This window comes from Archaeoglobaceae archaeon, assembly GCA_038734275.1.
Lineage (GTDB): Archaea > Halobacteriota > Archaeoglobi > Archaeoglobales > Archaeoglobaceae > WYZ-LMO2.
In genome coordinates this window covers 40,337-64,714 of sequence record JAVYOO010000001.1, presented here as the reverse complement: position 1 = coordinate 64,714, position 24,378 = coordinate 40,337, and the positions used below count along the sequence as shown (strand labels likewise).

23 protein-coding genes and 2 tRNA genes are annotated in these 24,378 nt (G+C 43.1%); 5 read left to right on the top strand and 20 right to left on the bottom strand.

Features of this window, described 5'->3' with window-relative positions; genetic code table 11:
* Positions 1 to 5: 5 nt before the first annotated feature.
* The 9 genes from QXI54_00375 to QXI54_00335 form a co-directional block, all read right to left on the bottom strand.
* On the bottom strand, positions 6 to 650 hold the full coding sequence (locus QXI54_00375) for an ABC transporter ATP-binding protein (GenBank protein ID MEM0301609.1): 645 nt from the start codon (positions 648 to 650) through the stop codon (positions 6 to 8).
* Positions 647 to 1,186 carry an imidazoleglycerol-phosphate dehydratase gene (locus QXI54_00370; GenBank protein MEM0301608.1) on the bottom strand — a complete coding sequence of 180 codons (540 nt, stop codon included), beginning with the start codon at positions 1,184 to 1,186 and terminating at the stop codon, positions 647 to 649. The genes QXI54_00375 and QXI54_00370 overlap by 4 nt, the downstream gene beginning before the upstream one ends.
* Positions 1,170 to 1,889, bottom strand: a complete 720-nt coding sequence (gene hisA, locus QXI54_00365; GenBank protein ID MEM0301607.1) for a 1-(5-phosphoribosyl)-5-[(5-phosphoribosylamino)methylideneamino]imidazole-4-carboxamide isomerase — start codon at positions 1,887 to 1,889, stop codon at positions 1,170 to 1,172. The genes QXI54_00370 and hisA overlap by 17 nt, the downstream gene beginning before the upstream one ends.
* The gene (locus QXI54_00360) at positions 1,882 to 2,676 is read right to left on the bottom strand and encodes a DNA-directed RNA polymerase subunit D (GenBank protein MEM0301606.1); all 795 of its coding nucleotides are present in this window, start codon (positions 2,674 to 2,676) and stop codon (positions 1,882 to 1,884) included. Before QXI54_00360 ends, hisA begins: the two co-directional genes overlap by 8 nt.
* Positions 2,676 to 3,074, bottom strand: coding sequence for a 30S ribosomal protein S11 (locus tag QXI54_00355; protein ID MEM0301605.1), 399 nt, complete (start codon positions 3,072 to 3,074; stop codon positions 2,676 to 2,678). The genes QXI54_00360 and QXI54_00355 overlap by 1 nt, the downstream gene beginning before the upstream one ends.
* The gene (gene rpsD, locus QXI54_00350; GenBank protein ID MEM0301604.1) at positions 3,067 to 3,567 is read right to left on the bottom strand and encodes a 30S ribosomal protein S4; all 501 of its coding nucleotides are present in this window, start codon (positions 3,565 to 3,567) and stop codon (positions 3,067 to 3,069) included. Before rpsD ends, QXI54_00355 begins: the two co-directional genes overlap by 8 nt.
* 11 nt (positions 3,568 to 3,578) lie before the next feature.
* Positions 3,579 to 4,016, bottom strand: coding sequence for a 30S ribosomal protein S13 (locus tag QXI54_00345; GenBank protein MEM0301603.1), 438 nt, complete (start codon positions 4,014 to 4,016; stop codon positions 3,579 to 3,581).
* 105 nt (positions 4,017 to 4,121) lie between these two features.
* Positions 4,122 to 4,937: an IPT/TIG domain-containing protein gene (locus tag QXI54_00340; GenBank protein ID MEM0301602.1), complete on the bottom strand. Its 816-nt coding sequence runs from the start codon at positions 4,935 to 4,937 to the stop codon at positions 4,122 to 4,124.
* A 76-nt stretch (positions 4,938 to 5,013) separates the two neighbouring features.
* Positions 5,014 to 5,850, bottom strand: a complete 837-nt coding sequence (locus tag QXI54_00335; protein ID MEM0301601.1) for an IPT/TIG domain-containing protein — start codon at positions 5,848 to 5,850, stop codon at positions 5,014 to 5,016.
* Between the two features lie 113 nt (positions 5,851 to 5,963).
* Between QXI54_00335 and QXI54_00330 the strand changes: the two genes are divergently transcribed.
* Positions 5,964 to 6,046: transfer RNA gene (locus tag QXI54_00330), tRNA-Leu, on the top strand.
* Between the two features lie 96 nt (positions 6,047 to 6,142).
* On the opposite strand, the gene QXI54_00325 is transcribed toward QXI54_00330, so the two are convergent.
* The 9 genes from QXI54_00325 to QXI54_00285 form a co-directional block, all read right to left on the bottom strand.
* On the bottom strand, positions 6,143 to 9,886 hold the full coding sequence (locus QXI54_00325) for a pectin acetylesterase-family hydrolase (protein MEM0301600.1): 3,744 nt from the start codon (positions 9,884 to 9,886) through the stop codon (positions 6,143 to 6,145).
* 10 nt (positions 9,887 to 9,896) lie between these two features.
* Positions 9,897 to 10,802, bottom strand: coding sequence for an alpha/beta hydrolase (locus QXI54_00320; GenBank protein ID MEM0301599.1), 906 nt, complete (start codon positions 10,800 to 10,802; stop codon positions 9,897 to 9,899).
* Positions 10,803 to 13,574, bottom strand: a complete 2,772-nt coding sequence (locus QXI54_00315; GenBank protein MEM0301598.1) for a pectin acetylesterase-family hydrolase — start codon at positions 13,572 to 13,574, stop codon at positions 10,803 to 10,805.
* 164 nt (positions 13,575 to 13,738) lie between these two features.
* On the bottom strand, positions 13,739 to 14,257 hold the full coding sequence (locus tag QXI54_00310) for a CBS domain-containing protein (GenBank protein MEM0301597.1): 519 nt from the start codon (positions 14,255 to 14,257) through the stop codon (positions 13,739 to 13,741).
* A gap of 23 nt (positions 14,258 to 14,280) precedes the next feature.
* Positions 14,281 to 14,589: a transcription factor S gene (locus QXI54_00305; GenBank protein MEM0301596.1), complete on the bottom strand. Its 309-nt coding sequence runs from the start codon at positions 14,587 to 14,589 to the stop codon at positions 14,281 to 14,283.
* A complete protein-coding gene (locus QXI54_00300; protein ID MEM0301595.1) occupies positions 14,567 to 14,980 on the bottom strand; it encodes an NUDIX hydrolase in 414 nt (137 codons plus the stop codon). Before QXI54_00300 ends, QXI54_00305 begins: the two co-directional genes overlap by 23 nt.
* Positions 14,977 to 15,603 (bottom strand): PHP domain-containing protein, encoded by a 627-nt coding sequence (locus tag QXI54_00295; protein ID MEM0301594.1) that lies wholly within the window; start codon positions 15,601 to 15,603, stop codon positions 14,977 to 14,979. The genes QXI54_00300 and QXI54_00295 overlap by 4 nt, the downstream gene beginning before the upstream one ends.
* Positions 15,603 to 16,613 (bottom strand): adenylosuccinate synthetase, encoded by a 1,011-nt coding sequence (locus QXI54_00290; protein ID MEM0301593.1) that lies wholly within the window; start codon positions 16,611 to 16,613, stop codon positions 15,603 to 15,605. Before QXI54_00290 ends, QXI54_00295 begins: the two co-directional genes overlap by 1 nt.
* 55 nt (positions 16,614 to 16,668) lie before the next feature.
* Positions 16,669 to 18,321: an FAD-dependent oxidoreductase gene (locus QXI54_00285; GenBank protein ID MEM0301592.1), complete on the bottom strand. Its 1,653-nt coding sequence runs from the start codon at positions 18,319 to 18,321 to the stop codon at positions 16,669 to 16,671.
* Positions 18,322 to 18,424: 103 nt separating this feature from the next.
* Between QXI54_00285 and thrC the strand changes: the two genes are divergently transcribed.
* On the top strand, positions 18,425 to 19,606 hold the full coding sequence (thrC, locus tag QXI54_00280; protein ID MEM0301591.1) for a threonine synthase: 1,182 nt from the start codon (positions 18,425 to 18,427) through the stop codon (positions 19,604 to 19,606).
* A 171-nt stretch (positions 19,607 to 19,777) separates the two neighbouring features.
* On the opposite strand, the gene QXI54_00275 is transcribed toward thrC, so the two are convergent.
* Positions 19,778 to 21,070, bottom strand: a complete 1,293-nt coding sequence (locus tag QXI54_00275; GenBank protein ID MEM0301590.1) for an NADP-dependent malic enzyme — start codon at positions 21,068 to 21,070, stop codon at positions 19,778 to 19,780.
* A gap of 154 nt (positions 21,071 to 21,224) precedes the next feature.
* On the opposite strand from QXI54_00275, the gene QXI54_00270 reads away from it, so the two are divergent.
* Entirely contained in the window at positions 21,225 to 22,202 is a 978-nt protein-coding gene (locus QXI54_00270; GenBank protein ID MEM0301589.1) for a tyrosine--tRNA ligase, read from the top strand.
* A 16-nt stretch (positions 22,203 to 22,218) separates the two neighbouring features.
* Here the strand turns inward: QXI54_00270 and QXI54_00265 are convergent, their stop codons facing one another.
* Positions 22,219 to 22,614, bottom strand: a complete 396-nt coding sequence (locus QXI54_00265; protein ID MEM0301588.1) for a universal stress protein — start codon at positions 22,612 to 22,614, stop codon at positions 22,219 to 22,221.
* Positions 22,615 to 22,745: 131 nt separating this feature from the next.
* Here QXI54_00265 and QXI54_00260 point away from each other — a divergent pair, with 131 nt between their 5' ends.
* Both QXI54_00260 and QXI54_00255 read left to right on the top strand, forming a co-directional pair.
* Positions 22,746 to 24,164, top strand: a complete 1,419-nt coding sequence (locus QXI54_00260) for an acetyl-CoA hydrolase/transferase C-terminal domain-containing protein (GenBank protein ID MEM0301587.1) — start codon at positions 22,746 to 22,748, stop codon at positions 24,162 to 24,164.
* Between the two features lie 139 nt (positions 24,165 to 24,303).
* Positions 24,304 to 24,377 (top strand) — tRNA-Lys (locus QXI54_00255).
* Position 24,378: the final 1 nt, after the last annotated feature.

Sequence of the window (24,378 nt, the reverse complement as noted above, 5' to 3'; positions counted from 1 at the left end):
CGAGTTCAGTGAGTAGATAAAGACTCGATGGCTTTTTCATAACTATCCCCAAAGTATTTTAGCCTCCCATTTTCCAGCACTAAAAAACTGTCACAGAATTCTGCATCTTCAAAGTTGTGTGTTGAAAAGACAAGAAGACCATTGAATTCCTGTATTATTCTTACCAATATCTCCCTGCTCTCCACATCAAGTCCTGAAAAAGCCTCATCTAAAATCAAAATCTTTGGATCACATATTAGTGCTCTTGCTATCGCAACACGCTGAGTGAAACCTCTTGAAAGTTCTGAAATTCTATGGTTTAAAATTTCGTTCAATCTCAACTTTTTTACCACAACCCTCCAGTCCTCGGAATTGTAAAGTTTAGCGTAGAACTCGAGATTCTCCATGACAGTGAGCTCTCTGTAAAGCATAGGATTGTGTGTTACAACACCAATTTTTCTTCTTATTTCTGGGCTCTTGCTTGGCTCAAGCCCAAAAACTTCAATCTTTCCAGAACTTGGTTTCAGAATTCCGGCTATTATTTTTGCAAGTGTCGACTTTCCTGCTCCGTTATACCCAAATACGCCTATCTTTCCTTCACCAGAAAAGGATATTTCCCGAAGGGCAAAGTGGTCTCCGAATTTCTTGCTAAGATTCTGGCAGACAATCAATCAAGAACACCCTTAGCACTCCTGAATTCTGTTCCAGTCTTGGCTAAGGCCTGTTTTAAGGCAATGCCAAATGCCTTAAATGCACTCTCCATCATGTGATGCGAATTCTTACCTTTGACCATCATGTAAATATTCAATCCAGAATTTCTGCAGAGTGTGTCGAAGAAGTGTAAAAAGTCTTCTGCTTTTATTTCACAATCCTTCAACTCTCCATCAAATACAAAAACACCCCTGCCACTGAAATCAAGGCCACAGATTGCTACAGCCTCATCCATCGGAACGATAGCATTACCAAACCTCTCTATGCCCTTCTTATCTATCTCTGAAATGCTTTTGCCCAGACAAATTGCAACATCTTCGATCACATGGTGCCTATCGAGTCCTGAGGCTTTCACTTCCATTTTAAACCCCGAATGTTTCGAAACGGTTTCTAACATGTGGTCAAAGAACGGGATACCCGTGCTTATCTCCGTCTTTTGAGAATCAAAGATTATCTGCACTTCAGTCTCATTGGTTTTCCTACTTACCCTCTTCATGTTCAAATTTGAGTGCATCTTCTAATTTAATCTTTCCCGTGTATAGTGCAGAGCCGAGTATCACTCCTCTCGCTCTGAGTTTTTTAACAAATTCTATGTCTTCTAAAGATGAAATTCCTCCCGCTACGTAAAATGGTTTGCTCATAGTTTTCAAAAAAAGCATTTTCTCTCTTTCTATTCCAGAAACGAGTCCTTCTACATCAATGTTTGTGTATAAGAATGAAACCTCAACATCTTCATAACGCCGAATGAAATCCAGAGGTTCCAGTAATGTCTTCTCTTTCCAGCCCCTCACCGTTACCTTCCCTTCTCTCACATCAACCGCAATCATTACCCTCCCTTTCCATTTTTTGGAGAACTCTTTAACCTCCTCAACTCTCTCCACAGCCAAAGTGCCGAATATAACTCTACTCGCTCCAAGCTCAAGCAGTCTTTCCGCGATTTCAAAGCTTCTTATTCCACCACCAACCTGAACTTCTGCTCCCAAGGAGATTATGTCCGTAATTATCTCCTCATGCCTAAGTTTTCCGCGAAAAGCTCCGTCGAGATCCACAACATGGAGCGCTTTAGCACCTTTTTCAATCCATTTTTTTGCAATCTTAACGGGATTTTCTGCTGAAAACGTTATTTCCTCTTCTCTCCCCTGTCTAAGCCGAACAACTTTTCCGTCTTTTAGATCGACTGCAGGAATGATCCTAAACATCTATTTCAGATAGAAGCTTGTTGAAATTCTCCGCCTTTTCTTTAAGAATCGCTATTGCTCTCGATAAAACCTCTCTAATCGGCAAAGCACCTGTTCCTTCTGCAAAAAACAGGAAGTCATTGGTTTCAATTACTCTGATTGCCCCGGGTTCGCAAATTTTCACACATTCCATACAAAAAGAGCATTTGTCCAAATTTTTAGCGATAATTTTACCATTATGCTCCTCAAAAACCTTTCTTGGGCATGCAGAAATGCAATCTTTGCAAGCACTACATTTTTCGTTAATTTCTATTCTTGGAATTACTCTGTAAAAACAAGCAGATACCGGCTGGAACTTGGAATGCTCTTTTCCTATTCCGAGCCTTGCTACTGCCTCGATCATCAACTGTTGTCCATTAAATAGCTCAAGGACCGGAATGTCACCAAATGCAAAGTGAACCGCGGGATCATCGCTTATAAAATCCCTTGCATAAACAACTCTTGGTCCTTCCACGTTTAATCTAAATGAGATCTGACAGTTTGGGCAACCTACTCCTTCGCAACTGCACTTCTCTCGAAGGTTAAATCTTGTAAGGTCTGTTTTAATTGGGAGCATTGCAAGCCTGTGAGCGATCATCTCGTCGTAAAAATTGCTCGAATTCACATAAAAATCAACATAGTCTATCGCCAAAACAGGAACAAGAGACTTCATTGCCCTTCTTATAGAATTAGCTAAGGCTGGAGATGCATCGAGAAGTTTAAAAATAATCCTATTCTCATTCTCGCTGACAATTTCAATTTTCGGCATTAAACTCGCCTACCTCTTCTACCGCCTGGTGGTCGAGTTCCATCGTGCGGTATCGGAGTAACATCTTCAATTCTACCTATTCTAAGTCCTGCTCTCGCAAGTGCTCTAATAGCAGCCTGCGCTCCCGGGCCCGGGATTTTTGACCTGCTACCTCCAGGTGCTCGAACCTTTACATGCACAGCATTTATCCCCTTTTCCATCGCTATACTTGCAGCCCTCAAGGCTCCCTGCATTGCAGTGTATGGATTACCTTCATCTCTGGCAGCCTTTACGATCATTCCTCCGCTGACCCTTGCTATTATTTCAGAACCGGTAATATCAGTTATCGTTATGATTGTGTTATTATAGGAAGAGTAAATGTGCGCGATTCCCCATCTAATTTTCTCTTTCTCAGGCATTCTCCTTCACCCTCACTCCAATCTTCTTTTCAAGATCACGCAAAACGATAAAGCTGGGGGAGGTAACCTTCCTGCCATCCACTTCAATATGTCCATGAACGATCATTTGTCTTGCCTGTTTTATTGTTTTGGCTAATCCTTGCCTGTAAACTACAGTTTGAAGCCTTCTTTCAAGGAAATTCTCCACTGAAAGCCCAAGGACATCATCAAGAGTAGAATTCTCATTTAATATTCCATATTTTTGTAATTTCTTTATCACAGCCTGAGCTTTGGCCTTTGCGATCTCTCCTTCTCTTCCTGGAAGGTTTATCTTGCCTAAAAGATCCCTTGCAACCCTCCTATATTTTCTCAAGATGTTCTGAAATCTCCATAGCTCTCTTTTATTTCTTAAACCGTAATTTATTACAAGCTGATTGTCTCTTTCCAATCTATGTCTATCCCAAGGACGAACAGGAGTCACATAGCATTTTCTATTTTTCTTAGGATCCCCCATACGATCACCTTTTAAGATTTCTTCCTAATCACTCCGACTGTTCTTCCCTTTCTACCTGTGGATCTTGTTCTTTGCCCTCTAACCTTCTTGCCTTTCGCATGTCTAACACCGCGGTAGCATCTGATCCTCATCAGTCTTTCTATGTCGAGCATTCTGCCAAAGTTTACGTCTTTTGAGAGCAAATGCAGATTTTTGCCTGTATAAAGGTCTGCACGCCTATTTAGCATCCAACTAGGGAATTTCTCAATCTCTTCTTCAATCAGACGCCTGATTTTTGCTATCTCCTCATCTTCAAGGGTTCCAAGTTTTCTTTTGCCATCAATTCCAAGTTCGTTAACAATACTCCTTGCCATCCTTATGCCAATCCCGGGTATGCCAGTTAGAGCATGAACCACATTTCTGTTCCCATCAAGATCCGTGTCTGCAATTCTCACTATGTGCTTGAACATTTCATCACCGCTATGGAAAAAGAGTTTATGGGCGATATTTAAATATTTTGCGAAGAGACCAATCCGAGCAAGGCAGGATTATAGATAAAGAAATAAAAAATGAAGTTATCTGTGTCTTCTTGAAACAAGAATAGCTGTAGCAATACCGCCGATTGCAATTAGAGCTTCAAATCCCGGAGTTGACTTTGGTGAATAAGTTACTGGAGTTTTAGGAGTTGTCTTTGGAGTTGTGGTTGGTTTTGTCTGATTCGTTTTGTTCTGATCTTGTGGTTGTGTAGTGGCAGGAGTTGGGGTTGCGGTTGTTTTTGGCGCCTCTACAGTAAATTTGGTGTAATCTGTCTTAAGTCCAGTTTTTAAGTCTATCGCAAATATTCTGTAATCGCCTGCTGAAACCTGTGGGATTTCAAAGTTAACCTGAATGACTCCAGAGTTGTTCGACTGAATACGCATTTGTGACAATATCCAAGTTTCGTTGAAGGGATCAACAAATCTTATATCAACATCGGAATTTGCCGAGAAACCATTACCCGAAATGGTCACAATTGTCCCAGGAACTCCTTTCGTAGTTGAAATCTTTGTTATCTTCGGTGTTACTCTAAAGGTAGCGTAAGCATTGTATTTTACCTCATCCACTGCTGTAATCTTATAATAACCGCAAGGGACTTGTGGAACGCTTATAGAAGCTGAGAACGAACCTTTCGAGCTCGTTTTACTCGTGGCTAATAGCTTATCTTCCCAATAAATCCTGATTTCTGAATCCATGGAGAAACCCTCTCCTTTTATGCTCACAGAACTGCCAACAGTCCCGCTAACAGGTTTTATTTCAATAGAGGGTGACGGTATCACAGCACTTGCAGAATAAACCATTAGGACTGTCAAACATACGAACAAGAACCATTTAATTATTTTTGGGAACTTCATAACAAAAATGATGTTTAGCGATATTTAACACTTATCATTGCTGTTTTTAAAATAAAAATCGAAATTTGGAGCTAAATCACTTGCGTCTTATTGAAACCAGAATAGCTGTAGCAATACCGCCGATTGCAATTAGAGCTTCAAATCCCGGAGTTGACTTCGTTGTTTTTGTTGTAGGAGTTTTTGGAGTTGTCTGAGGTGCAGTTTCTCCAGCTTCACTTGGCTGTGCTAATTCATTTTGCACTGGTGTCGTTTTTGGTGTCTTTGGCGTCGGTGTAGGAGTTGGTGTTGACTTCGGTTCTAACACCTCAAAATTTGTATATCCTGTCTCAATACCGCAATCTGGGTCATAGGCATAGATTAGATAGTAACCCGGGTTAACTTCGGGAATCTCAAATTTTATCTCGAAAGTGCCCTTCTCGTTGGTTCTAGCCATTTTCTCAGATATTATATTTTCTTGGAGCATTCCCGTAATCTCAAAAAGGTTTACAAACCTAACCTTAATATTCGAATTCGCAGAGAAACCTTTGCCTGTAATTGTAATAGCTGAACCCGGTCTACCATCATTTGGGTATACCCTCGTTATTTTCGGAGTTACATTGAAAAACACATAAGCATTGTTTTTAACTTCATCAATCGCTAAAACTTTATGCTTTCCACAGGAAATTTCAGGAACTTCTAATCTGACTGAGATACTCCCACTTCGATCTGTAGTGATAATCCCAATAATCTGATCACCAAACATTAATCCAACTTTCGAATCGGGAACGAAACCACCACCCCTGACCCAGAAATTCGACCCAACTGTTCCTTCTATTGGATTTATTCTTATCCAGCCAGCAGCACTGGAGAGTTGAATAGCGGAAATTAAAACAATCAAAAAGGCGATCCATTTTACTTTGCCAAAAGAACTCATAACAAAACTAAATTTTAGGATATTTAATTTTTTCGATTAGAAAAGCTTTCCTCAGCTTATGACCAAGAATTACCAAAAGTTTAATATGCCTATATCCACTTGTTTATAAAAAAGCGGGGGTTGCCGAGTGGTCAAAGGCGCTGGCTTGAGGGGCCAGTTCCGTAGGGATTCGAGGGTTCAAATCCCTCCCCCCGCATTATTATTGAACTCAAAGCGGTTCTTGAGAACTGGAAATGTAAGACAATGAAAATCTTGAATGTAAAACTATAAAATTTAGATAAAAAATAAATTATCAATCTTTCTTCCTCCTAAGCAGATAAGCCACCGCTATCATTCCAGCAATTGCGAAGATTGCTTCGAAGCCAGGAATGAACGGTTTCTCAGCTGGAGTCGTGGTTGGTGTTGTCACGAGTGTTGTTGGTGGAGTTGCCACTGGTGTTGTCGGCTTTGGAGTTTCCAAAGGCTTTAGCTGTGCGACGAAGTAGCTAAAGCTTGTAGTTTCAGCCTCGTAGTAGTTGTATTTTCCATCACTGCCAACGAAATTCGTAGGCAATTCGATCCATTCCTTGCCGTTCCACTTTAGCAGAATTACTGCGACAGCCTTTGGATCGAAGCCTTTAGCTTTTATTTCTTCTATTGGGATTCCGAATTTGATCTTTCCTTTAATGCTTGCTTCTTTGCTCAGAGTTGGCTCTATGCTCAGTATTAGCACTACTAAGTCTCCCTTCGGCTCTGGAATTCCAGGTGGCAGTTCTTTAAGCTTTTCAATCCTGAAGCGGATGTTGTTGTCCTCTGAGCTCAGTATCAAGAGTGCAACAACATTTGTCTCCCAGAAAGCACTCTGCGGTAGATCTATTATGCTCTCTTCATTTGCTTTTACTGTTTCATATGCGGTTATGTATACTGGCACTCCCGGCATTGCTCCTCCACCGCCACCACCGCCGCCGAGTATTGGGCGTGGAGTGGTGGGGATAACTGGAGAGGGTAAGGATTCCAGTTTTAAGTAAGCCCACATTCCATCCTTGTCGTCCCATGCATTCACGTGCTTTGTAACCCAACCGATTGATGCTGGAATCCCATACTGTAGCCCACCCATCCATGCATGCCCGCCATTGCCGACTTCAAAGTAAACAACCTTAACACCGTTCTTGCAACCTGTGTAAACATATCTCGTCACATTCGTGTTGGGATCATTCTGATTGCTTGGCCAGAATTTAGTCTCTGGAGTTGGAGTGCAGTTCCACGCTTGAATGAGTAACTGTGTTGCATTTCTGCCATTTAAGTGCTCGTTTATTGGATTTCCTGTTACACGCTCACCGGTTCCAGCGCTGATCACAACTGTCATTGGTCTGGGTGGAAGTGTTCCATTCATCAGTTCACTTGCGAGGACTCTTGAGCCACTAACGATTCCCACTGCGGCGATCTTGTCAGATAGATCGTAAAGCACATAAGTCGTCATCATTCCGCCCATGGAAATTCCCATAGCATAAATTCTGCTCTTATCAATGTTGAACTTTGCCTGCATATCTTCGATGATCTTCTCCACAAATGGAACGTCTCTCGTTCTATTCCATGTCCAGCCGTAACCGTCTGGGGTTACAAGTATGAAGCCATATTGCTCCGCAAAGTCGTCAGCAGCAAGCATCTGTGCTAAACCACAAGAGCCTCCGCCGTGGAAGACGAGAACGAGTGGAGTTGGTTTGCTTACATTGTAAGAAGTCGGCACATAGTAGTAATAAGTCCTCTCAAGTCCTCCAAAGCTGAGCGTTACTTTCTCATATCTTCCTGGCTGATTGAAGAGTGTCTTGTCGGTTATGTTCAGCGGTCTTCCGTCTGGATATATTCCAGCATTTGGCCAGTAGATTGGCAATAAAGGTGTTGCTACAGTGACATTGGTTCTTACAATTGCTTCACCAGTGCAAACAGCTGGAATTACTACTTTACCTGTCGCTATATATGAAGGAGTAAATGCTGAAGCTGTTGGAGTGTAGTTAAATTGCGGGAACTCCGGATCGGTTATATTAAGCCACTGCACATTGACCGCTACAACGCTCCCATCTGGAAGGGTGACGTTTGCAGTCTTTGGCAGCATACCGAGCACGACTTCATAGGGCGTTAACCAGTTGTTCACCGTAATGGATGCAGCTTCAACACGACACACGCTTACAGTTATGCTTCTCGTGTTGTTAGCCTCATTGAGCTCAACAACAGAGCCAAGAGGCAGAAGTGTTACCAAAGCTGGGACAAGCAAACCATCCACAGTCACATTAAGTCTCTCCGTTCCAGCTCTAGTTGGAATCCAAGTGAAGTTGAACGTAACGTTTGAATTAGCTGGAAGCGTCATTACTTTGTAGCCAAGCGTTGCGGTTGCATTGGAAAGGATTACGAAGAACGGATCCGGAGTTGCGTTACTACCAACGTTGCTAACCTTCACGGTTATGTTGTATGCATTGCCAACGATTGCACTGCTTGGAGCACTTAAAATTTCGACTTGCAAGTCTCTTAAACCGAGATCTCTCTTGTCTACGCAGTTTCCATTAAGCACGTCGTTAATCCACTGGACAAGCGTGTAGCCGTCGATGTGCAGATTGTAGAATCGATCTCCTGCGGGATAGTTGTAGCCACCTGCGAAAGCGGTGTGATATGTTGAAAGTGGCAAGTAGGAGCAGAAGCGATCGCTGAAGTTAGCCTTTATGCTCGCAATCGCATTCAACAGCCTTGCTTGGAAATCGGGGAAGCTGTAGCCCTGGAAGTATGGACCAATTATAAAGTCCCACTGATCCTCAAATAGCGCATAGATGCAGTTTCCACAGCCACCAGCGGAGCCATTTAATGCCCAGTTGAGGAACCTGATCGTGTCGGTGTCTGCGAAGTATGGCAGTGATTGCGGTGGATAATTCTGCATTGAACCCCATTTCTCTGCAGTGACTGCAGGTGGTAAAGCGCTCGTCACATTCGGCGCAGTTCCCGGGCCGGCGTCGTTTATTGCAATGATTCCATTACCAAATATTTCCGAAGCTCTGTAGAAGTGTAGAATTGTGCCAAAGCCTCCCGCGGAAGTGCCAGTGACTACGATTTGATCAAAGTTCCCGCTTGCATTGATCCAGCGCATCGCTACAATTGCGTTAACATAGCCAACGTGGTAAATTGTTTTGTTCTCAGTAGGATTGCTTGTGTTGTAGTATTTAACAACCCTGTTGCCCATGTGGATATCTCCAGTGCCATAAGGCACAAAGACCATCGTCCAGTTGCGGAATGGGTTCATTGGGTTCTTGACATCGAAAATTCCCCTTACATAAGTGCTCTTCAGCGGTCTTGCTCCCGTGTCGAATTCTGGTTCAAGAGTTGTAACTGTGCTTGCTGGTCCACCACAACTTGCATAGCTTGAACATGCTCCACCGCCTTCAAGGTAGATCAGAACCTTGTTCTCGCTACCTTTTCTAACCATTATGAAAGTGTTGTTCTCAACACCATTCTTGCAGTCCGCAGGCAGATCAACCTTTGTCCAGTTTATTCCATCACTCGGATCATCTACGGGCAAAGAAGCAAAGCTTGTCATTCCCGCAATGCTGATTGCAAAAGGATCTCTCCAAGTTGAGTTTATGACCTCGTAGTCAAGAATAGTGATCGTTACTTTTTCAGGCAAAACTGGAACCGAACTGCCATTCACAGCTGCACTAACGGGAGTTATATTTGTAGTGGTTGCAACCCCAACTGCCTTAAAGCTTAGGGTTGCGATCTTAGTTTTTTCAGAAACACTGCCTCCAACGCCAATGAATGCAACGTAATTTGCACCAGTCTTGAACTGCTCCTCTCCAAACACTCCATACCTCACCCTGTCGATCAAACTAAGTTTTGTTGGCTCATAGGTTAAATTCAACATTACAGAGGCGACGTTCGTGCCATTAACATAGACATCAACCTTCACAACATCTCCCTTTGGCATTACGGTTTTATTAGCCTCGAGTGTGATCTCAGCTGCCGAGACTGCGAAAATGCTCAGAATTAAGAGGGCAAAAATTTTAAGAGCTTTCATTTAAACCACCTCAGCTACCAATCCATTTTACCATAACCTTCGTCATGTTAGCCATGCTCAGGCTTCCTCCATGATAAGCGCTTAGAGCTTGAATTAGCTCGCTATCGTCTATTTTCTTATCGCCGTTGCTGTCATAATTTCTCCAGACATCCCAGCTTCCGTCTTCAATTCCAAGCATCCAGTTAAGCAGTGGCTCATTTACGTCTTTTCTTATGAAGGGCCCATTGTAAACATCGAGATGTCCATAGCCCTGCAAGAGAATGCAAGTGAAGTCATCGCTTCCAGTCGGGTTTACGCATGGCCCTCCGAAGCCCGGAACAAGTAGTCCGAGATTGTAGCCCCACTGGCTTACAAATGAGATCACGGGCACAGTAATCTCGCTGTAATGATCGTCGAAGTCAAATGGCAAATACGGGCAATTCTGCCAGTCCGCATACGCTGATCTGTCTAAATTGAGCCTGTTAGACCAGAATGGATCAAATGTCGCCATGACTGCGAAGTATACGTGCGGGATCAATATCGCCCATGGATAGCTGAATGGATTTGCTGCTCCTGGGAAAACATACCATGTGGAAAGCCCAGAAAGCAGTGTTATGTTCTTTATCGGCGAAGGATTAACTATGGCGTCAACCCATATGTGCCAGTTGTTCGGTCCACCATTTGAAGGCACTTGGTAAGGAATTGCTCCCAATTTCATTGCAGTGAGATTTGCAGTCAGATTGTAGCTGTTCGTTCTTGTTCCTACCCTCGCCATGCCGTCGAGCAGGATTAGACCCTTCAGATCTTCCTGGAATAGAGTTGCGTAGTTCTGTGCTGCGATTCCACCAAAGCTCTCTCCAGCAAGGTAGATCTTTTCTTTGCCCGAAATTTGCTTTATCTTCTCAACCGCAGTCTTAATGTCCCAGATCCAGTTCACTCAGCCCCACTCAAACATGAAAGAGAAGTCTGTCGTGTCATTTGGCACGAAGTGTGTTCTGTAGTCAATTGTGTAAACATCAAAGCCACGATTAGCAAGGAATGGCACAAGAGCGTATTCTTCGTTTACATCGATCCAGCCATTGTCGTTCCATGACAGATTGGCAAGCTGTTCTCCGCTCGACCATGTTCCTGGCAGTATTAGGATCACTGGTTTATCGCCTACAATGCTTTCGTTCACGACTCTCTCAATTGCGATCTTGTCGTAGCTTCCATACGGCGGTCGATCAACAGTCCAGACGTATCTCTTAAGCTCAGTCCCTCTTACAGTTTTCTCCACTGGACCAATCCAGTTCTCTTCTACAATGTCTTTGCCACTGCCAGCGAGCAAAGCATTGACCCACTGGTAGAAGTAGTAACCGCTTATATTCAAATTGTAGAATCTGTCAACAGCATAGCACTGCTGGAAGCCATAACAGCTTGGAAGGACCATGTGCATCGAATCGAGCACGAAGAACCTAAAGAACTTGTCCTTGTGAGCCATTTTTATTTCATTGCTTAGACTCATTAACTGTGCTCTGAAATCTGTTTCGTTTGCCCTAAGAGTTGCAATTATGAAGTCGTATTGATCTTCGTAGAGGCCATAAATACAGCCTTCACACCTTGGCAACGAATAGTCGAGGAAGTGCAGTAAGTCCTTGTCGTTGAAGTAGCTGATCGACTCTGCGGGGAAGTTCTGCAAGGAACCCCATCTTGCGGTTGTTACCGCCCAGTTGAATGGATTTGTTTCACTTACTCTTATTCCCGGTCCAGCGTCGTTTATGACTGTAATTGGCTTCTTGAAGATCTCGTAGGCTTTGTAGTGATGCAGAATTGAGCCAAAACCTCCAGCGCTTGAGCCGGCGATAACGACTTTGTCAAAGGTTGTCTGGTTGATCCAGCGCATTGCTACGATTGCATTAACATAGCCAACATGGTAGATCGTCTTGTTCTCAGTAGGATTGCTTGGATTTGTTATGTTGTAGTATTTAACGACTCTGTTGCCATGATGGAAGTCTCCAGTTGAGAATGGGACGAAAACTACAGTCCAATCACGGAAGGGGTTCAATGGGTTGCTGAAGTCGAATATGCCCATGTTATAGGCTGCAATAAGCTCTGTGAAGTTCAGATCGAGCTTAACCACAGTGCCTTCAGGCAAGGGTCTGCAGGTTAAGAAATCAACACAGGCTCCACCGCCTTCAAGGTAGAAGAGGAGTTTGCTTGCATTCGCACCACTGCCCTTCTTGACCATTATGAAACTCTGGTTCCCATTTCCAGTCTTGCAAGGCTCCGGCAAGTCGACTTTGATCCAATCAGTTCCGCTTAGCTCTTCAAATTTCGGCATTGAGCTTATATCGACTGCAAACGGATCCGCATAGTATGGCACAAGGATCTCAGCATCTGAGTCCAGCAGATAAGTCTGCACGTAGTCGTTAAACTGCAATATTACGCGGTGCTCGGAGGATTTCCAGTTAGGAACCTTCAGCGTTTGCACTCCCCCACCACGGGCAAATATTGTAACGTTTATGCTCTGATCCGGAGCACCAGCGGGAATGTAGTAATCAATTCCAGTCTGGAAGGGTTGGGCATGATAGGTGGCGTTCGGAGGATACAGAACGCTTTGTTGATCAGAATTGTTGTCGAAGATCCATATTCCTGTTGGACCGTTCAAAGCTTTGCTTACATTACAAATTCTCGGATCACATACTGAGACACCGTTGATCTTCAGATCATCAGCTGCTTTAACATAAAGCGGATCAACCTCAGTTAAGATCTCTTTGTATCTCATTATGAGCAAATTGGTGTGCTGGTCACTTCTGCTTGCATACTCCGCAATACCGCCAGGCGGTGAAACAAGGAAGCGGATCCAGTAATCGCTCCTCAGGAATGGTTCTCTGTAGAAGTGCATCGTGAGGTTGTTATCCCTTACGAATTCGAACTCATATCTAACTCCCGGCTTTGCGTTAAAAGGTCCCCAAGTGCCGTCGGTGATCGTGTAAGTTGCAACAGGCGTGTTGCTAAGTCTGAAGCCGTCCTCTCTTAGCTCGTATATGTTTAGAGTTCCAGTTTCAAGCCCGATGTTGGAGGGGAAGTAAACAAGTTTTCCCTTAAGCTCTATTTCTTTCTCAGGCAGTATGTATTTCGTGACTGGCTCCTTGCCAGTAATGAATTTGAACATCTCGACAAAGCTCTCTGGAGAGGTCATGACTTCAACGTGTGTCTGATTTTGAATGTAAACGTTCGTAGCTTCAGTAACATTCGCTCCGGGTGGTCTTAAAGCGGTTGGTCTGCCAAAGATTGCGAGCGTAGGAACATTCGGAGCGGGAACATTTGCAATGCCGTCAACGAGTATGATCTTTGCAACCTTGTCTACGTAATCTGAGTAGATTAGAGTGTAGTTGTAAACAACTCTCGTGCCCAGGGAATGGCCGATAAGCACGGGCTTACCAATACTTTCGAAAGTTTCGTTTACTTTCTGAGAAAGCAAAGCAAGTGTTTGTGCCTGATAAGTTGGATTTACAGAGTAAGCAGAGCTGTTATATTCGAAAACCATTAAGCACTCTGCTGGATAGCCATTGCTCGTGAAACGCATTGCTTGGCTTTCAAACTGCGCTCCTGAGCCAGCGCCACCGTGGACGAAGATTATTGGTGGTGTTTGCTCTGAACATTGAGCTGATGCTATCTGGGTTATTGAAAGCACCAATACCAAAGCCAAAAACATTTTTCGTTTCATTTTCCTCACCCTCTTAAACTACCTGCTAACTCAGCTCGTAGAGTTTGGACAAGAGTAGTATCTATGCGAAGTATTTAAGATTATCGTGGTCAATAATGAAATAATTTTCGAAATTATAAATCTACTTAAAAATAATTAAAATCATCATTTCGTGCTAACTCTCATTATGTCGTGTTTGGTGATGATCCCAGAATGTTTCTGCCTTCTACTACCAAAACCGCCGGGTGCTCAAGCAATAGCTTTGAAATTTCGAAAATGCTCTCACTCGGTTTCACAACAGGGAGCGGCTCTTCAATGATGTCGCGGACCAAAATATCACTTTTTCCTTCAAAAAATGCCTTAAATATGCCTCTCTCAGTGACACTACCAATGATCTTTTCCCCTTGTACGACTGGAAGCTGAGAAATCCCCTTCTCGATCATAATCTTTGCGATCTTCTTAACACTATCAGATGACTCCGCAATGATCACCGGGGAGTTCATAATGTTTCTTGCCCAGTAGTTCTTGCTTTCAAGCTCGTTAAGAGTATTGATTATTCTCTTTATCAACGAAAGCTTAGGATCCAGAACTCCAGATTCGAGTTTTGCAATAAGCGACTGGCTAACACCAACAAGCTCTGCAAGTTCCTTCTGAGTGATCCCAAGTCTTTTTCTTCTTGCTTTAATATCGCTGATTTCGATCATCAATAAAAGTTATTTTCAAATATTTAATTGTATTCTCTCCAAGTCTTACCGCACTTCGTGCATCTGAAAAATCTCACTTCGCTTTCGTCAGCAGCTCTCAGCTGTCTCATCCACCAAAAAGCCTCAGTATTTCCGCAAGCTGGACAGATCGCTCTTGTTGTTGGCAAAGTCTTCACGTTTTCCCCTTCGATCACTGGAATGTCTTCTTTGTTCTTTTCAGATTTAATAACGACTTTCTGATCTCCAACCTCCTTTTCGTAGCCACACTTCCTACAGACCGCCTTGTTGCTAACGTAGATCATCAGTTTCTTACACTTCGGACAGAATTCCATGTAGCTTCGCCTCCGCATCTTTTATCATCTTCTCATGGTCAAAAGCGAGCTTTGGAAGCTTCTTGAGGCTGAAAAGGGCTACTTCCTTAGCATCGCTCCCGCTCCTTAATTCTCCTCCCTTTGGAAGGACTATAAAGCATACTGAGACAAAATGCCCTCTCGGATCCCTCTTTGGATCAGAATAAACTCCAACAAGGCTATGAATCTCACCTTCAAGCCCTGTCTCTTCTTTAACTTCCCTAAGCACCGCATTTTCAACTGTTTCACCATACTCAACAATCCCGCCCGGGAGTGCGTAGTAATTTTTATATGGCTCGTTCTTTCTTTTTATAAGCACGATTTTTCCAGCATAGGGAATTATGGCATCAACCGTGAGCGTTATGCGGTTCATGGGTTGAATAGCTTCGCAGTGCTCAAATACTTTTTTCTCTTTTGCTCGCTCCACTCAACTTTGCCAACACTCTCAAGCCTGTGGGCATCGCTCCCAATTGAAACTTTAATTTTTCTTTCAGAGCATTTTATAAGAAAGTCGTCAGGAGGGCATTTGTGCGTCGAGTTAATCTCTAAGGCAACGCCATAAGCTTCAAGGGCTTCGATTAATTTTTCTTCAAGCTTTGGGTCTCTTGAAAATTCGAACATGTCGGAGAACAAATGCCCTAAAACGTGGACACTGTTGTTTTCTATGCATTTTATGATTCTCTCGCAGTAATTCATCGCATTCTCGTGCACAGAAGCGACTATGAAATCGAAATCGTGCATTGGCAAGAAAATGTCTCCGCTATGGTTTATCCCGCATTCGATAGCACTATAGATCTTAATTCCATAAATAGCCTTGGCATCCTCAATTTCCATTTCCCTTCGCTTGGCTTTTATTTCATCAAGCCCAAAACCGAGCTCTATAGAGTGGTCTACTATTGCTATCGCTTTAAGCCCGATCTCCTTTGCCTTCTTTGCGATCTCAGCAACGCTTGCTTTGCCGTCTGAGAAATTCGAGTGGATGTGCAGGTCGATCATCAAAGCTTTTCTTTCCGCAAGTCGATGATCTGGCTAAGCTCCGGACCAGTAGAGATCAGCGTTACGGGAACCTTTACTTCACTCTCTACCCTTTCGACGAATTCCTTTGCCTTTGCAGTAAGCTTTCCCCACTCATTCACACCATAGCATTCCTTGTCAAGTTTGTCGATACCAGTGAGCGCGATCTGAGTTGCCCCATTGATCATTGCAGAATACCTTGCAAGCTCCCCATCCCAGTAGCCAACCCTTCTCCGCCTTCCAGTTACCGTGCCATATTCAACGATTCCAAGCCTTTCAGCTTCTTCAACTGGCATCTCAGTCGGGAATGGACCTGCTCCAACCCTTGTGGGGAAGCACTTGAAAACTACGATGACATCATCAACCCTCGTGGGTCCCAAGCCAACGTCGCTTGCGATTGCTGAAGCAGTAGTATCCTTGGAAGTCACATAAGGATAAGTGCCGTAGTAAAGGCTTAAAGCAAAGCCCTGGCTACCCTCGACCAGAACAAAATCACCTTTTTCGAGGGCTGTGTTGATCTCGAGAGGCACGTCTGTTAAGAAATTCTTGAGTTCAGGAATGTCTTTAGCCTGCTTGGCAATTCTGTTAACCCTGTCCACATTCGCAGGTCCACAGCCACTCCCGGTTGTGCCAATCTTTCGTAAGTGATCTGCACTTCTGTCGAACTCGCAGTGCTTTGGCTCGATGATAGCACATCTGTAATCAACCTTTGCACGATCCGCAACCTTCAAAAGTTCAACTTCTTTCAGAAAAACCTCGGGATTAACGAGAACTCCCGCCCCTATGAGTAAGCGGGCGGGTTTGTAGACAAAGCCAGAGGGGATCATGCGAACTCCAAATTTTTGTCCCTGGATTTCAACAGTGTGCCCAGCGTTAGGGCCAACTCCACCGCGAGCAATTATGCTCGGCTTGTCTGTATTTGCGACATGAGCCACTATTTTCCCCTTTCCTTCGTCTCCCCAAAAGCCTCCAACGATGATCGTAGCTGGCATGTGATTAAGGAATTCGGAATTGTTTATTGATTTTTCCTTTCGCGTGCTTAAAAAATTAAAGAGTTAGAAGGTAGGGGAATCCGCCTTCAAGCACTCTAACTTTTTCAAAGCCCTTTCCAAGCAGAATTCTGCTTGCTTCATAAGCCCTTAGCCCGAGAGGACATGCAACAACGATCAGCTTGTCTTTTGGTAACTCTCCAAGCCTTTTTCTCAGTTCGGGAAGCGGTATATTGACTACCTTCGGCAGACTTATTTTGAAATTCTTTGCCTCAGCTTCATTCCTGACATCAAGGATCAGCAGATCTTCGCCTCTTTCAAGCATTTGCTTGACTTCTTCAGCTCTGATCGCTTTAAATAGGCTGTCAAGCTTGTTCTTGGCAACGTGTGCAGAAGTGATCACCGGATCCAATGCGGGGGAGTATGGTGGAGCGTAGGCAAGATCAAGGTTTTCCAAGTCATTTAAAGTCATTTTGCCAAGTATTGCAGTTGCTAATACATCTATTCGCTTATCCACATCTCCATTGCCTACAATTTGAGCACCAATAAGCCTTTGACTACGCTCGACAAAAACAAGCTTTATCCTCAAGATTCCCGCTCCGGGATAGTAGTGAGTTCTGTCAAGTCCAGACACAAGAACACTCGAAACTCTAAAGAATTTCTTCGCATTCTCCTCGTTAAGCCCTGTTACACCGACTGTAAAGTCGAAAACCTTTAAAATTGCTGTGCCAAGGACTCCGGGGAAAGTTGAGTTTCCGCCAGTTATGTTGTCCGCAATTACTCTGCCGTGTTTGTTTGCAACGTCTCCAAAAGGTGCATAAACTCTCTCTCCCGTGAGCAGATTTACGGTTTCAACACAGTCTCCGCCAGCATAAATGCAACTGTCGTCGGTCTGAAGCTTTTTGTTCACAACAATTCCACCGAATTTTCCAACGCTTAGCCCAGCGTTGCCAGCAAGCTCTGAGTTTGGTCTAACCCCCGTTGCAACGACCGCAAAGTCCGCTTCAAGCTCCTTGCCCGCGTAGATCTTAAGCCCTCCGTTTTCAACAATTTTTTCCACTTTCGTTGAAGTCAGAACCTTTACACCTTTTTCCTTCAAATGGGCTGACACGAGCCTGCTGATCTCTGGATCAAGCATCGTCGGAGCCACTCTGTCCAACGCTTCGATCAGCGTGACTTCAAGTCCGAGTGTTCTTAAAGCTTCGCAGGCTTCAAGCCCTATAAATCCAGCACCAATGACAACCGCCTTTTTGGCACCATCTTTAACGAATTTAAGTATCTTCTGAGCATCTTCTGGAGTATGTAAACCCAATACTTTCTCAGAATCAATTCCGGGGATTTTTGGCTTAACAGGTTTTGCTCCAGTGGCTAATACAAGGTAGTCGTAGTTCAATTCGTCCTCGCTACCATTTCTTGAGATTTTCAGCACTTTTCTTTGCCTGTCTATGCCTAAAGCCTTCGTTTCAGTGAGCACTTCTATATTCTTCAGTCCTCTGAAAAATTCTGGATCCCTGATTGCTCCGTAGGGCGTTTTTCGAAGATCATCGATACCGCCAACTTTTCCCTCGACAAAGTAAGGCAAACCGCATCTGCTCATCGAAACCCATTTGCCCGCTTCCACAACGGTAATTTTCGCCTCAGGATCCTTCCTTCTTATTCTGGAAGCGGTTTTCATTCCAACCGCTCCCGCACCAACGATCACTATTTCCATGCTCCTTAGCTGCTTATGAAACCTTAAAACTTTCCCAGATTTTATTTTTTAGAAACTACCGACTTTGCCAACAATTTATAAATTGGGAGAGAATAGCTTTGCCATGTATTCTGTGAAGTGTATAGAGTGCGGGAAAGAGAACAGCGAAGAGAGCTACAATTGCGAATGCGGTGGGCTATTAGAGGTGAGGATCAACTTGGATCAGGTTGAAATTGACTTCAAGCTTAACGGAAAAGATCTCTCGGTATGGAAATACAGAAGCCTTTTGCCAGTTAAAATCGAGCCTATAAGCCTAAAGGAGGGGGGAACACCACTTTATAGACTTGAAAGGCTCGAAAAGGAGCTTGGAATAAGAAGAATTTACGTTAAACATGAAGGTCTGAATCCTTCTGGTTCATTTAAGGATCGTGGGATGACTGTGGGGGTAACAAAGGCAATTGAGTTTAACAGAAAAGCTGTAGCCTGTGCTTCCACGGGCAACACTTCAGCATCGATGGCAATGTATGCGGCGAGAGCGGGGTTAAAGGCTTACGTTCTTCTGCCAGCAGGCAAAGTAGCCCTTGGAAAGGTTGCTCAGGCTTTGATGCACGGAGCGGAGGTCATAGGGATCAAGGGAAACTTTGACGACGCTCTGAGGATCATAAGGGAAGTCTGCGACAGACTAAGGGTCTATCTGCTAAACTCAGTCAATCCATTCAGACTTGAGGGGCAAAAGACGATCGCTTACGAGATCGTAGACGAAATTGGCGTTCCTGATAGAGTTGTTCTTCCAGTAGGCAACGCTGGAAACATCTCCGCAATCTACAAGGGATTCAAGGAATTTCTTGAGCTTCAGCTGATCGACTGGCTACCGAAAATGACGGGAATTCAGGCTGAGAGATCTGCCCCTGTCTACAAAGCTTTCATTGAAAAAAAGGATAACATAGAGCCTGTCAGCAACCCAGAAACGATTGCAACTGCCATAAGAATTGGAAATCCCGTGAATGCCAAGAAGGCTTTGAAGGCAATTTATGAGTCAAAAGGACTTGCAGAGATCGTTAGCGATGACGAGATCATCTCAGCTCAGAAGCTTCTTGCGAAGAATGGAATAGGTGTTGAGCCAGCCTCAGCTGCAAGTGTTGCTGGCCTGATAAAGCTCGCAAAAGCTGGAATGATTGAAAACGACGAGACCGTTGTTTGCATCACTACTGGAAACCTTTTGAAAGATCCCGAGACTGCAATAAAGGTTTGCGGAGAGCCAAAGATCGTTGAAGCAAGTGTTGAGAAGGTTATGAGTCTTATGTAAATTTTTGCTCAGCACTCTAAACCAAAGCTTTTTCTTTGCGGAGAAAACATTTAAAAGTTATTGTGTCATTAGCGGGTGGCTGTGTCGATTTTTATAATTCCATAATCTTGTTAGCAAAGCATGCGATTGCTATAGTAGATTTAATAAATATTTTATTAAAACATAAAATTCCTAATAAATTTCAGACCCAATATAACCAAGTTCCATAAGTTTTCTTAGTTTTTCGTGAGATCCGAAAATAAGCTTGCATGAATGCTCATAAAGCTCAGCTGGAGTAAAAAGTCGCTTCGCAAGACCAAGATCGATTGCTTTCATACCCACTGCTGTGGCAACTTCTGGAAACACGTGTATCTCAGTCATTTTCGGGATGATGTAATCTTCATTCAACCTACTTTCCGCAAGTCTTGCCAAGGTATGTGCGGCAGTTAGACATATTTCTTCTGTTATCCTTTTAGCACGGACACTCAAAACACCTCTAAATACTCCAGGGAACACCAAAGAATTGTTTATTTGATTTGGAAAGTCACTTCTTCCCGTGCCAACTATTCTTGCCCCTGCTTCTTTTGCCTCATGAGGATATATTTCCGGGATAGGATTTGCAAGGGCAAATACTATTGCATCGTCCGCCATTTTACTAATGAATTCCTTTTTTATAATCCCACCCGTGCTTGCAGCGATGACAACATCAACGCCCCTCATAGCATCTTCAATTCCTCCGGTTCTTTGCTCGGCATTAGTTTGCATGCAGATCCAGAATTTTTCTGGATTTGTGACCCTCAATTTTTCAAGGTCTTCTCTGTGTGAATTCAGAATTCCCCTGCTATCGACAACAAAGAACTTTTTTAAGTCCGCTCCAGCCTTAGCAAGTAATTTTATCGTTGCCACGTTCGCAGCTCCTGCACCAATAATTGCAACTTCAATTTCATCTATGCTCTTTCCAACGAGTTTCAGGGCATTTATCAATCCAGCAAGTGTAGCAGTTGCGGTTCCAAGCTGATCATCATGCCATACAGGAATTTCAAGTTCATTCTGGAGTCTTTCCAAGATGTAAAAGCACTTTGGTGTTGCAATGTCTTCTAAATTTATGCCGCCAAATGCCGGTGTAATTTTTTTTACAATTTCGATGAACCTTTCCGGGTCTTTTTCGCTGATAGGGATTGGGAATGCGTCCACACCACCGAGTAGCTTGAAGATCATGGCTTTGCCCTCCATTACAGGAAGAGAGGCAAGAGCACCCACATCGCCAAGTCCAAGAACTCTTGAGCCATCAGTAACAATTGCAACTGTATTCCATTTGTTTGTGTATTCAAATACTTTTTCCGGATTTTCTGCTATCTCTTTGGTTGGTTCTGCCACTCCGGGGGTATACCAGTAACTAAAATCGCTAAGAGATCGGACCGGACATTTGGGTAGGACTTCGATCTTTCCACCATATTTCCTGTGGAGACTACAAACTTTATTCATATAAACCACCTCCAAATTAGATATTATACGTATTCAAATTCTAAATTTAAACTTTTTGCTTGAAAATACGTATCCAACAAAAATTTGCTTATATGTAAGCTCCATTTTTAACATAACTTGGAAGAAGTTTAAAAATCGAATGCGAACTGCAGCTATGGATATTGAAAAGAAGATTGCCATAGCAACGAGAAATACTGAGGAAGTTGTGCTATTGGAAGAACTCAGAAATCTACTCGAAGAAAAAGAGAGACCAAGAGCCTATGTTGGTTATGAACCAAGTGGAGAGATACATCTTGGACATCTTATCACCGTAAACAAGCTTAAAGACTTACAGAGCATCGGGTTCGAGATAGTAGTTTTGCTCGCAGACATCCATGCCTACCTGAATGAAAAGGGGACTTTTGAAGAAATAAAAAAAATGGCTGAAAGAAACATGAAAACCTTCATTGCTTTTGGATTGGAAGAGAAGATGACAAAATTTGTTCTTGGTAGCGATTATCAGCTTAACAGAGACTACGTTCTCGACGTTCTTAAATTAGCCAGAATTACAACACTTAACAGAGCAAAAAGAAGCATGGATGAAGTTAGCAGAAGAAAAGAAGACCCTATGGTTTCACAGATGATTTACCCGCTAATGCAGGCACTGGATATAGCCTACCTTAAAATAGACGTGGCAGTTGGAGGCATAGACCAGAGAAAGATTCATATGCTTGCAAGAGAGAACTTGCCAGCATTAGGATATAAAGCGCCAATCTGCATCCACACACCAATCATTTCTGGTCTTGATGGAGAAAAGATGAGCAAATCGAAGGGAAATTATATCTCGATAAGCGACTCTGCTGAAGAGGTCGAAAGAAAGATAATGAAAGCATACTGCCCTCCAAAGGTTCTGGATGGAAATCCCATAATCGATCTTGCACGACATTATGTCTTTCCAGCTTTTGGAAAAATAAGGATAGAAAGAGATCTAAAATTTGGCGGAGATGTGGAATATGAGAGTTTTGAAGCAATGACAGAGGATTTCAAGAATGGATCACTGCACCCAATGGATCTTAAAAAGGCCGTAGCGAAGTATCTAAATTCAATGATAGATGATGCAAGAACGAGGTTAAGGAAGCTTATGGAATCTTGATAAAAATAAAATTTTATTATTTTATACAAATTACTGGCTGATTCGAGTGAAGGATCACATCTTGGGCTACACTCCCGAAAAGAACTTTCCCTGCAGGTCTTCTTTTTCTTACACCTATCACGATAATACTTGCCTTAACTTCATCTGCAAATTCTATAATGTCCTCAGCAGGTTCCTTGCCCCTAACAAGAAGTTTCGTTTCGCAATTCACCCCAGCACTTTTGGCAATCTCTTCCGCCCATTTAAGCAACGCTTCGCCGTTGTCAATTTCTTCTTGCGTTGTTCTCTCTCCCCCGTAAAGTGAATGGACAAATATAAGCTTTTCATTTCGCAGTTTAGCTTCTTCTATCGAGAAACTAAGAACTCTTTCACTTCTCTTTGACTTTTTATCGAGAGCTACAACAATCGCCATAACTGTAAAAAAATTATTTATTTAATAAACCTTTCGTTCAGCATTCATTTTAATCATTTGAAATTATTTTAAAGATTAATCTGCAAAATATTATTTAGCGTAAATTTTAAATATCTTCTTCGTCGCAAGACGTGAGAGTGGTGGATATGGGATTGAGAAGCGAATACGAAAAGAAGCTGATAACTGCAGAAGAAGCAGCGAAGCTTGTTCAAAGCAACTCAGTAATTGCTCTCGGAGGATCAATGAGCTTTGCACATATCATTGACACACATCTGGCCAAGAGAAAAAATGAACTTCAAAACGTGGTCGTTTCGACTTTTATCGATGTATTGCCATATGAATTTCTCCAGGCAGATCCTGAGTGCGAAGTTTTCCTATGGATGAGTGGATTTGTTCATCTTGGCTGTAGACCTTTTGCAAGAGAATTAGGAACCGCAATATACCTTCCAAATCTCTACTTTGACGTTCCAAGGATAACAAGGGAAATTCACAAGGATAAGGTAGACATTTCATTCCTAGTGACAACCCAAATGGATGAACATGGATACTTTAACTTCGGAGTTACGAATTCCCATATGAAGGCACTGGCAGAATCTTCAAAGAAAGTCGTCTTAGTGGTTAAAAAAGACATGCCATGGGTAAATGGTGGCTATGATGAAACCATTCACATTTCCGAAGTGGATTATATTGTTGAAGATGACAACCTCACACCATGCCTTCCCTTTGTGCCACCGTCCACCGAACAAGACGAGATGATCGCAGAAAATATAATCGAAGCCAATTTAATAGAGGACGGATCAACCCTTCAGGTTGGAATAGGCTCCCTTCCGGACTCGGTAATAAAACTGCTGAAGGAGTATGACTTCAAAGAGCTCGGAGTTCACACGGAGATGATCGGAGATGGCACCATGGAATTGATAGAGGAGGGTATAATTACAAATTCCCAGAAGAAATTCGACAAAGGAAGATCAGCATTTACGTTCACAATAGGGACTAGAAAACTCTACGACTTCATAGATAGAAATCCAGCACTTGCAAGCTATCCCGTGGATTACACGAATAACCCTTTCTTAATTGCACAGCAACCAAAAATGTTCTCCCTCAATCAAGCAGCCCAGATAGACTTAATGGGGCAAGTTAACTCCGAACAGATGGGGCTGTTGACACCTTCATGTAAGCTTTTCCAGATAAGTGGAACAGGTGGACAGCTTGACTTCGTTATGGGCTGTCTGTTCAGCAATGACAGAAAAGGTAAATCGGTTCTTGCTCTCTACTCGACTTATAATGGATCTTCCAGAATTCTTCCAACTCTGCCCGAGGGTTCTGCAGTGACTGTTCCAAGAACCATGGTCCAATACGTCGCTACAGAGTGGGGTATAGCATATCTGAGGGGTTATCCAATAAGAGAGAGAGCGACCGCATTGATAAACATAGCTCATCCAGATCACAGGGATTGGCTTATAAAAGAGGCACAGCGAGTTGGGATATATCCGCCGAAATACAAACCTCCCGCCGGAAAACCAGAAAACGTCTTAGTTAAGAGGGATTAACCTATTTTATTTTAAAATTATTTTATTTTAAGATTTCGACTTAGTTAAAAACATCCGAAAACTGAATTCAACACAAAGTTTTTATGTTCAAAACGAAACAAACAGAAAATTTTAAAGCCCAAAGGATGATGGGTATAAAGGGCCGGTAGCTTAGCCAGGAAGAGCGCGGGACTCTTAATCCCGCAGTCGTGGGTTCAAATCCCTCCCGGCCCGC

Bases quoted from the DNA above. Each gene is read 5' to 3' on its own strand.
- QXI54_00360 (MEM0301606.1), bottom strand. From the start codon at position 2,676: ATGCCGAAAATTGAAATTGTCAGCGAGAATGAGAATAGGATTATTTTT.
- QXI54_00345 (MEM0301603.1), bottom strand. From the start codon at position 4,016: ATGTTCAAGCACATAGTGAGAATTGCAGACACGGATCTTGATGGGAAC.
- QXI54_00305 (MEM0301596.1), bottom strand. From the start codon at position 14,589: ATGGAATTCTGTCCGAAGTGTAAGAAACTGATGATCTACGTTAGCAAC.
- QXI54_00315 (MEM0301598.1), bottom strand. From the start codon at position 13,574: ATGAAACGAAAAATGTTTTTGGCTTTGGTATTGGTGCTTTCAATAACC.
- QXI54_00325 (MEM0301600.1), bottom strand. From the start codon at position 9,886: ATGAAAGCTCTTAAAATTTTTGCCCTCTTAATTCTGAGCATTTTCGCA.
- QXI54_00270 (MEM0301589.1), top strand. From the start codon at position 21,225: ATGGATATTGAAAAGAAGATTGCCATAGCAACGAGAAATACTGAGGAA.
- QXI54_00340 (MEM0301602.1), bottom strand. From the start codon at position 4,937: ATGAAGTTCCCAAAAATAATTAAATGGTTCTTGTTCGTATGTTTGACA.
- QXI54_00355 (MEM0301605.1), bottom strand. From the start codon at position 3,074: ATGCCTGAGAAAGAGAAAATTAGATGGGGAATCGCGCACATTTACTCT.
- QXI54_00275 (MEM0301590.1), bottom strand. From the start codon at position 21,070: ATGAATAAAGTTTGTAGTCTCCACAGGAAATATGGTGGAAAGATCGAA.
- QXI54_00300 (MEM0301595.1), bottom strand. From the start codon at position 14,980: ATGAACCGCATAACGCTCACGGTTGATGCCATAATTCCCTATGCTGGA.
- QXI54_00285 (MEM0301592.1), bottom strand. From the start codon at position 18,321: ATGGAAATAGTGATCGTTGGTGCGGGAGCGGTTGGAATGAAAACCGCT.
- QXI54_00370 (MEM0301608.1), bottom strand. From the start codon at position 1,186: ATGAAGAGGGTAAGTAGGAAAACCAATGAGACTGAAGTGCAGATAATC.
- rpsD (MEM0301604.1), bottom strand. From the start codon at position 3,567: ATGGGGGATCCTAAGAAAAATAGAAAATGCTATGTGACTCCTGTTCGT.
- QXI54_00295 (MEM0301594.1), bottom strand. From the start codon at position 15,603: ATGATCGACCTGCACATCCACTCGAATTTCTCAGACGGCAAAGCAAGC.
- QXI54_00335 (MEM0301601.1), bottom strand. From the start codon at position 5,850: ATGAGTTCTTTTGGCAAAGTAAAATGGATCGCCTTTTTGATTGTTTTA.
- QXI54_00265 (MEM0301588.1), bottom strand. From the start codon at position 22,614: ATGGCGATTGTTGTAGCTCTCGATAAAAAGTCAAAGAGAAGTGAAAGA.
- QXI54_00290 (MEM0301593.1), bottom strand. From the start codon at position 16,613: ATGCCAGCTACGATCATCGTTGGAGGCTTTTGGGGAGACGAAGGAAAG.
- thrC (MEM0301591.1), top strand. From the start codon at position 18,425: ATGTATTCTGTGAAGTGTATAGAGTGCGGGAAAGAGAACAGCGAAGAG.
- QXI54_00310 (MEM0301597.1), bottom strand. From the start codon at position 14,257: ATGATCGAAATCAGCGATATTAAAGCAAGAAGAAAAAGACTTGGGATC.
- hisA (MEM0301607.1), bottom strand. From the start codon at position 1,889: ATGTTTAGGATCATTCCTGCAGTCGATCTAAAAGACGGAAAAGTTGTT.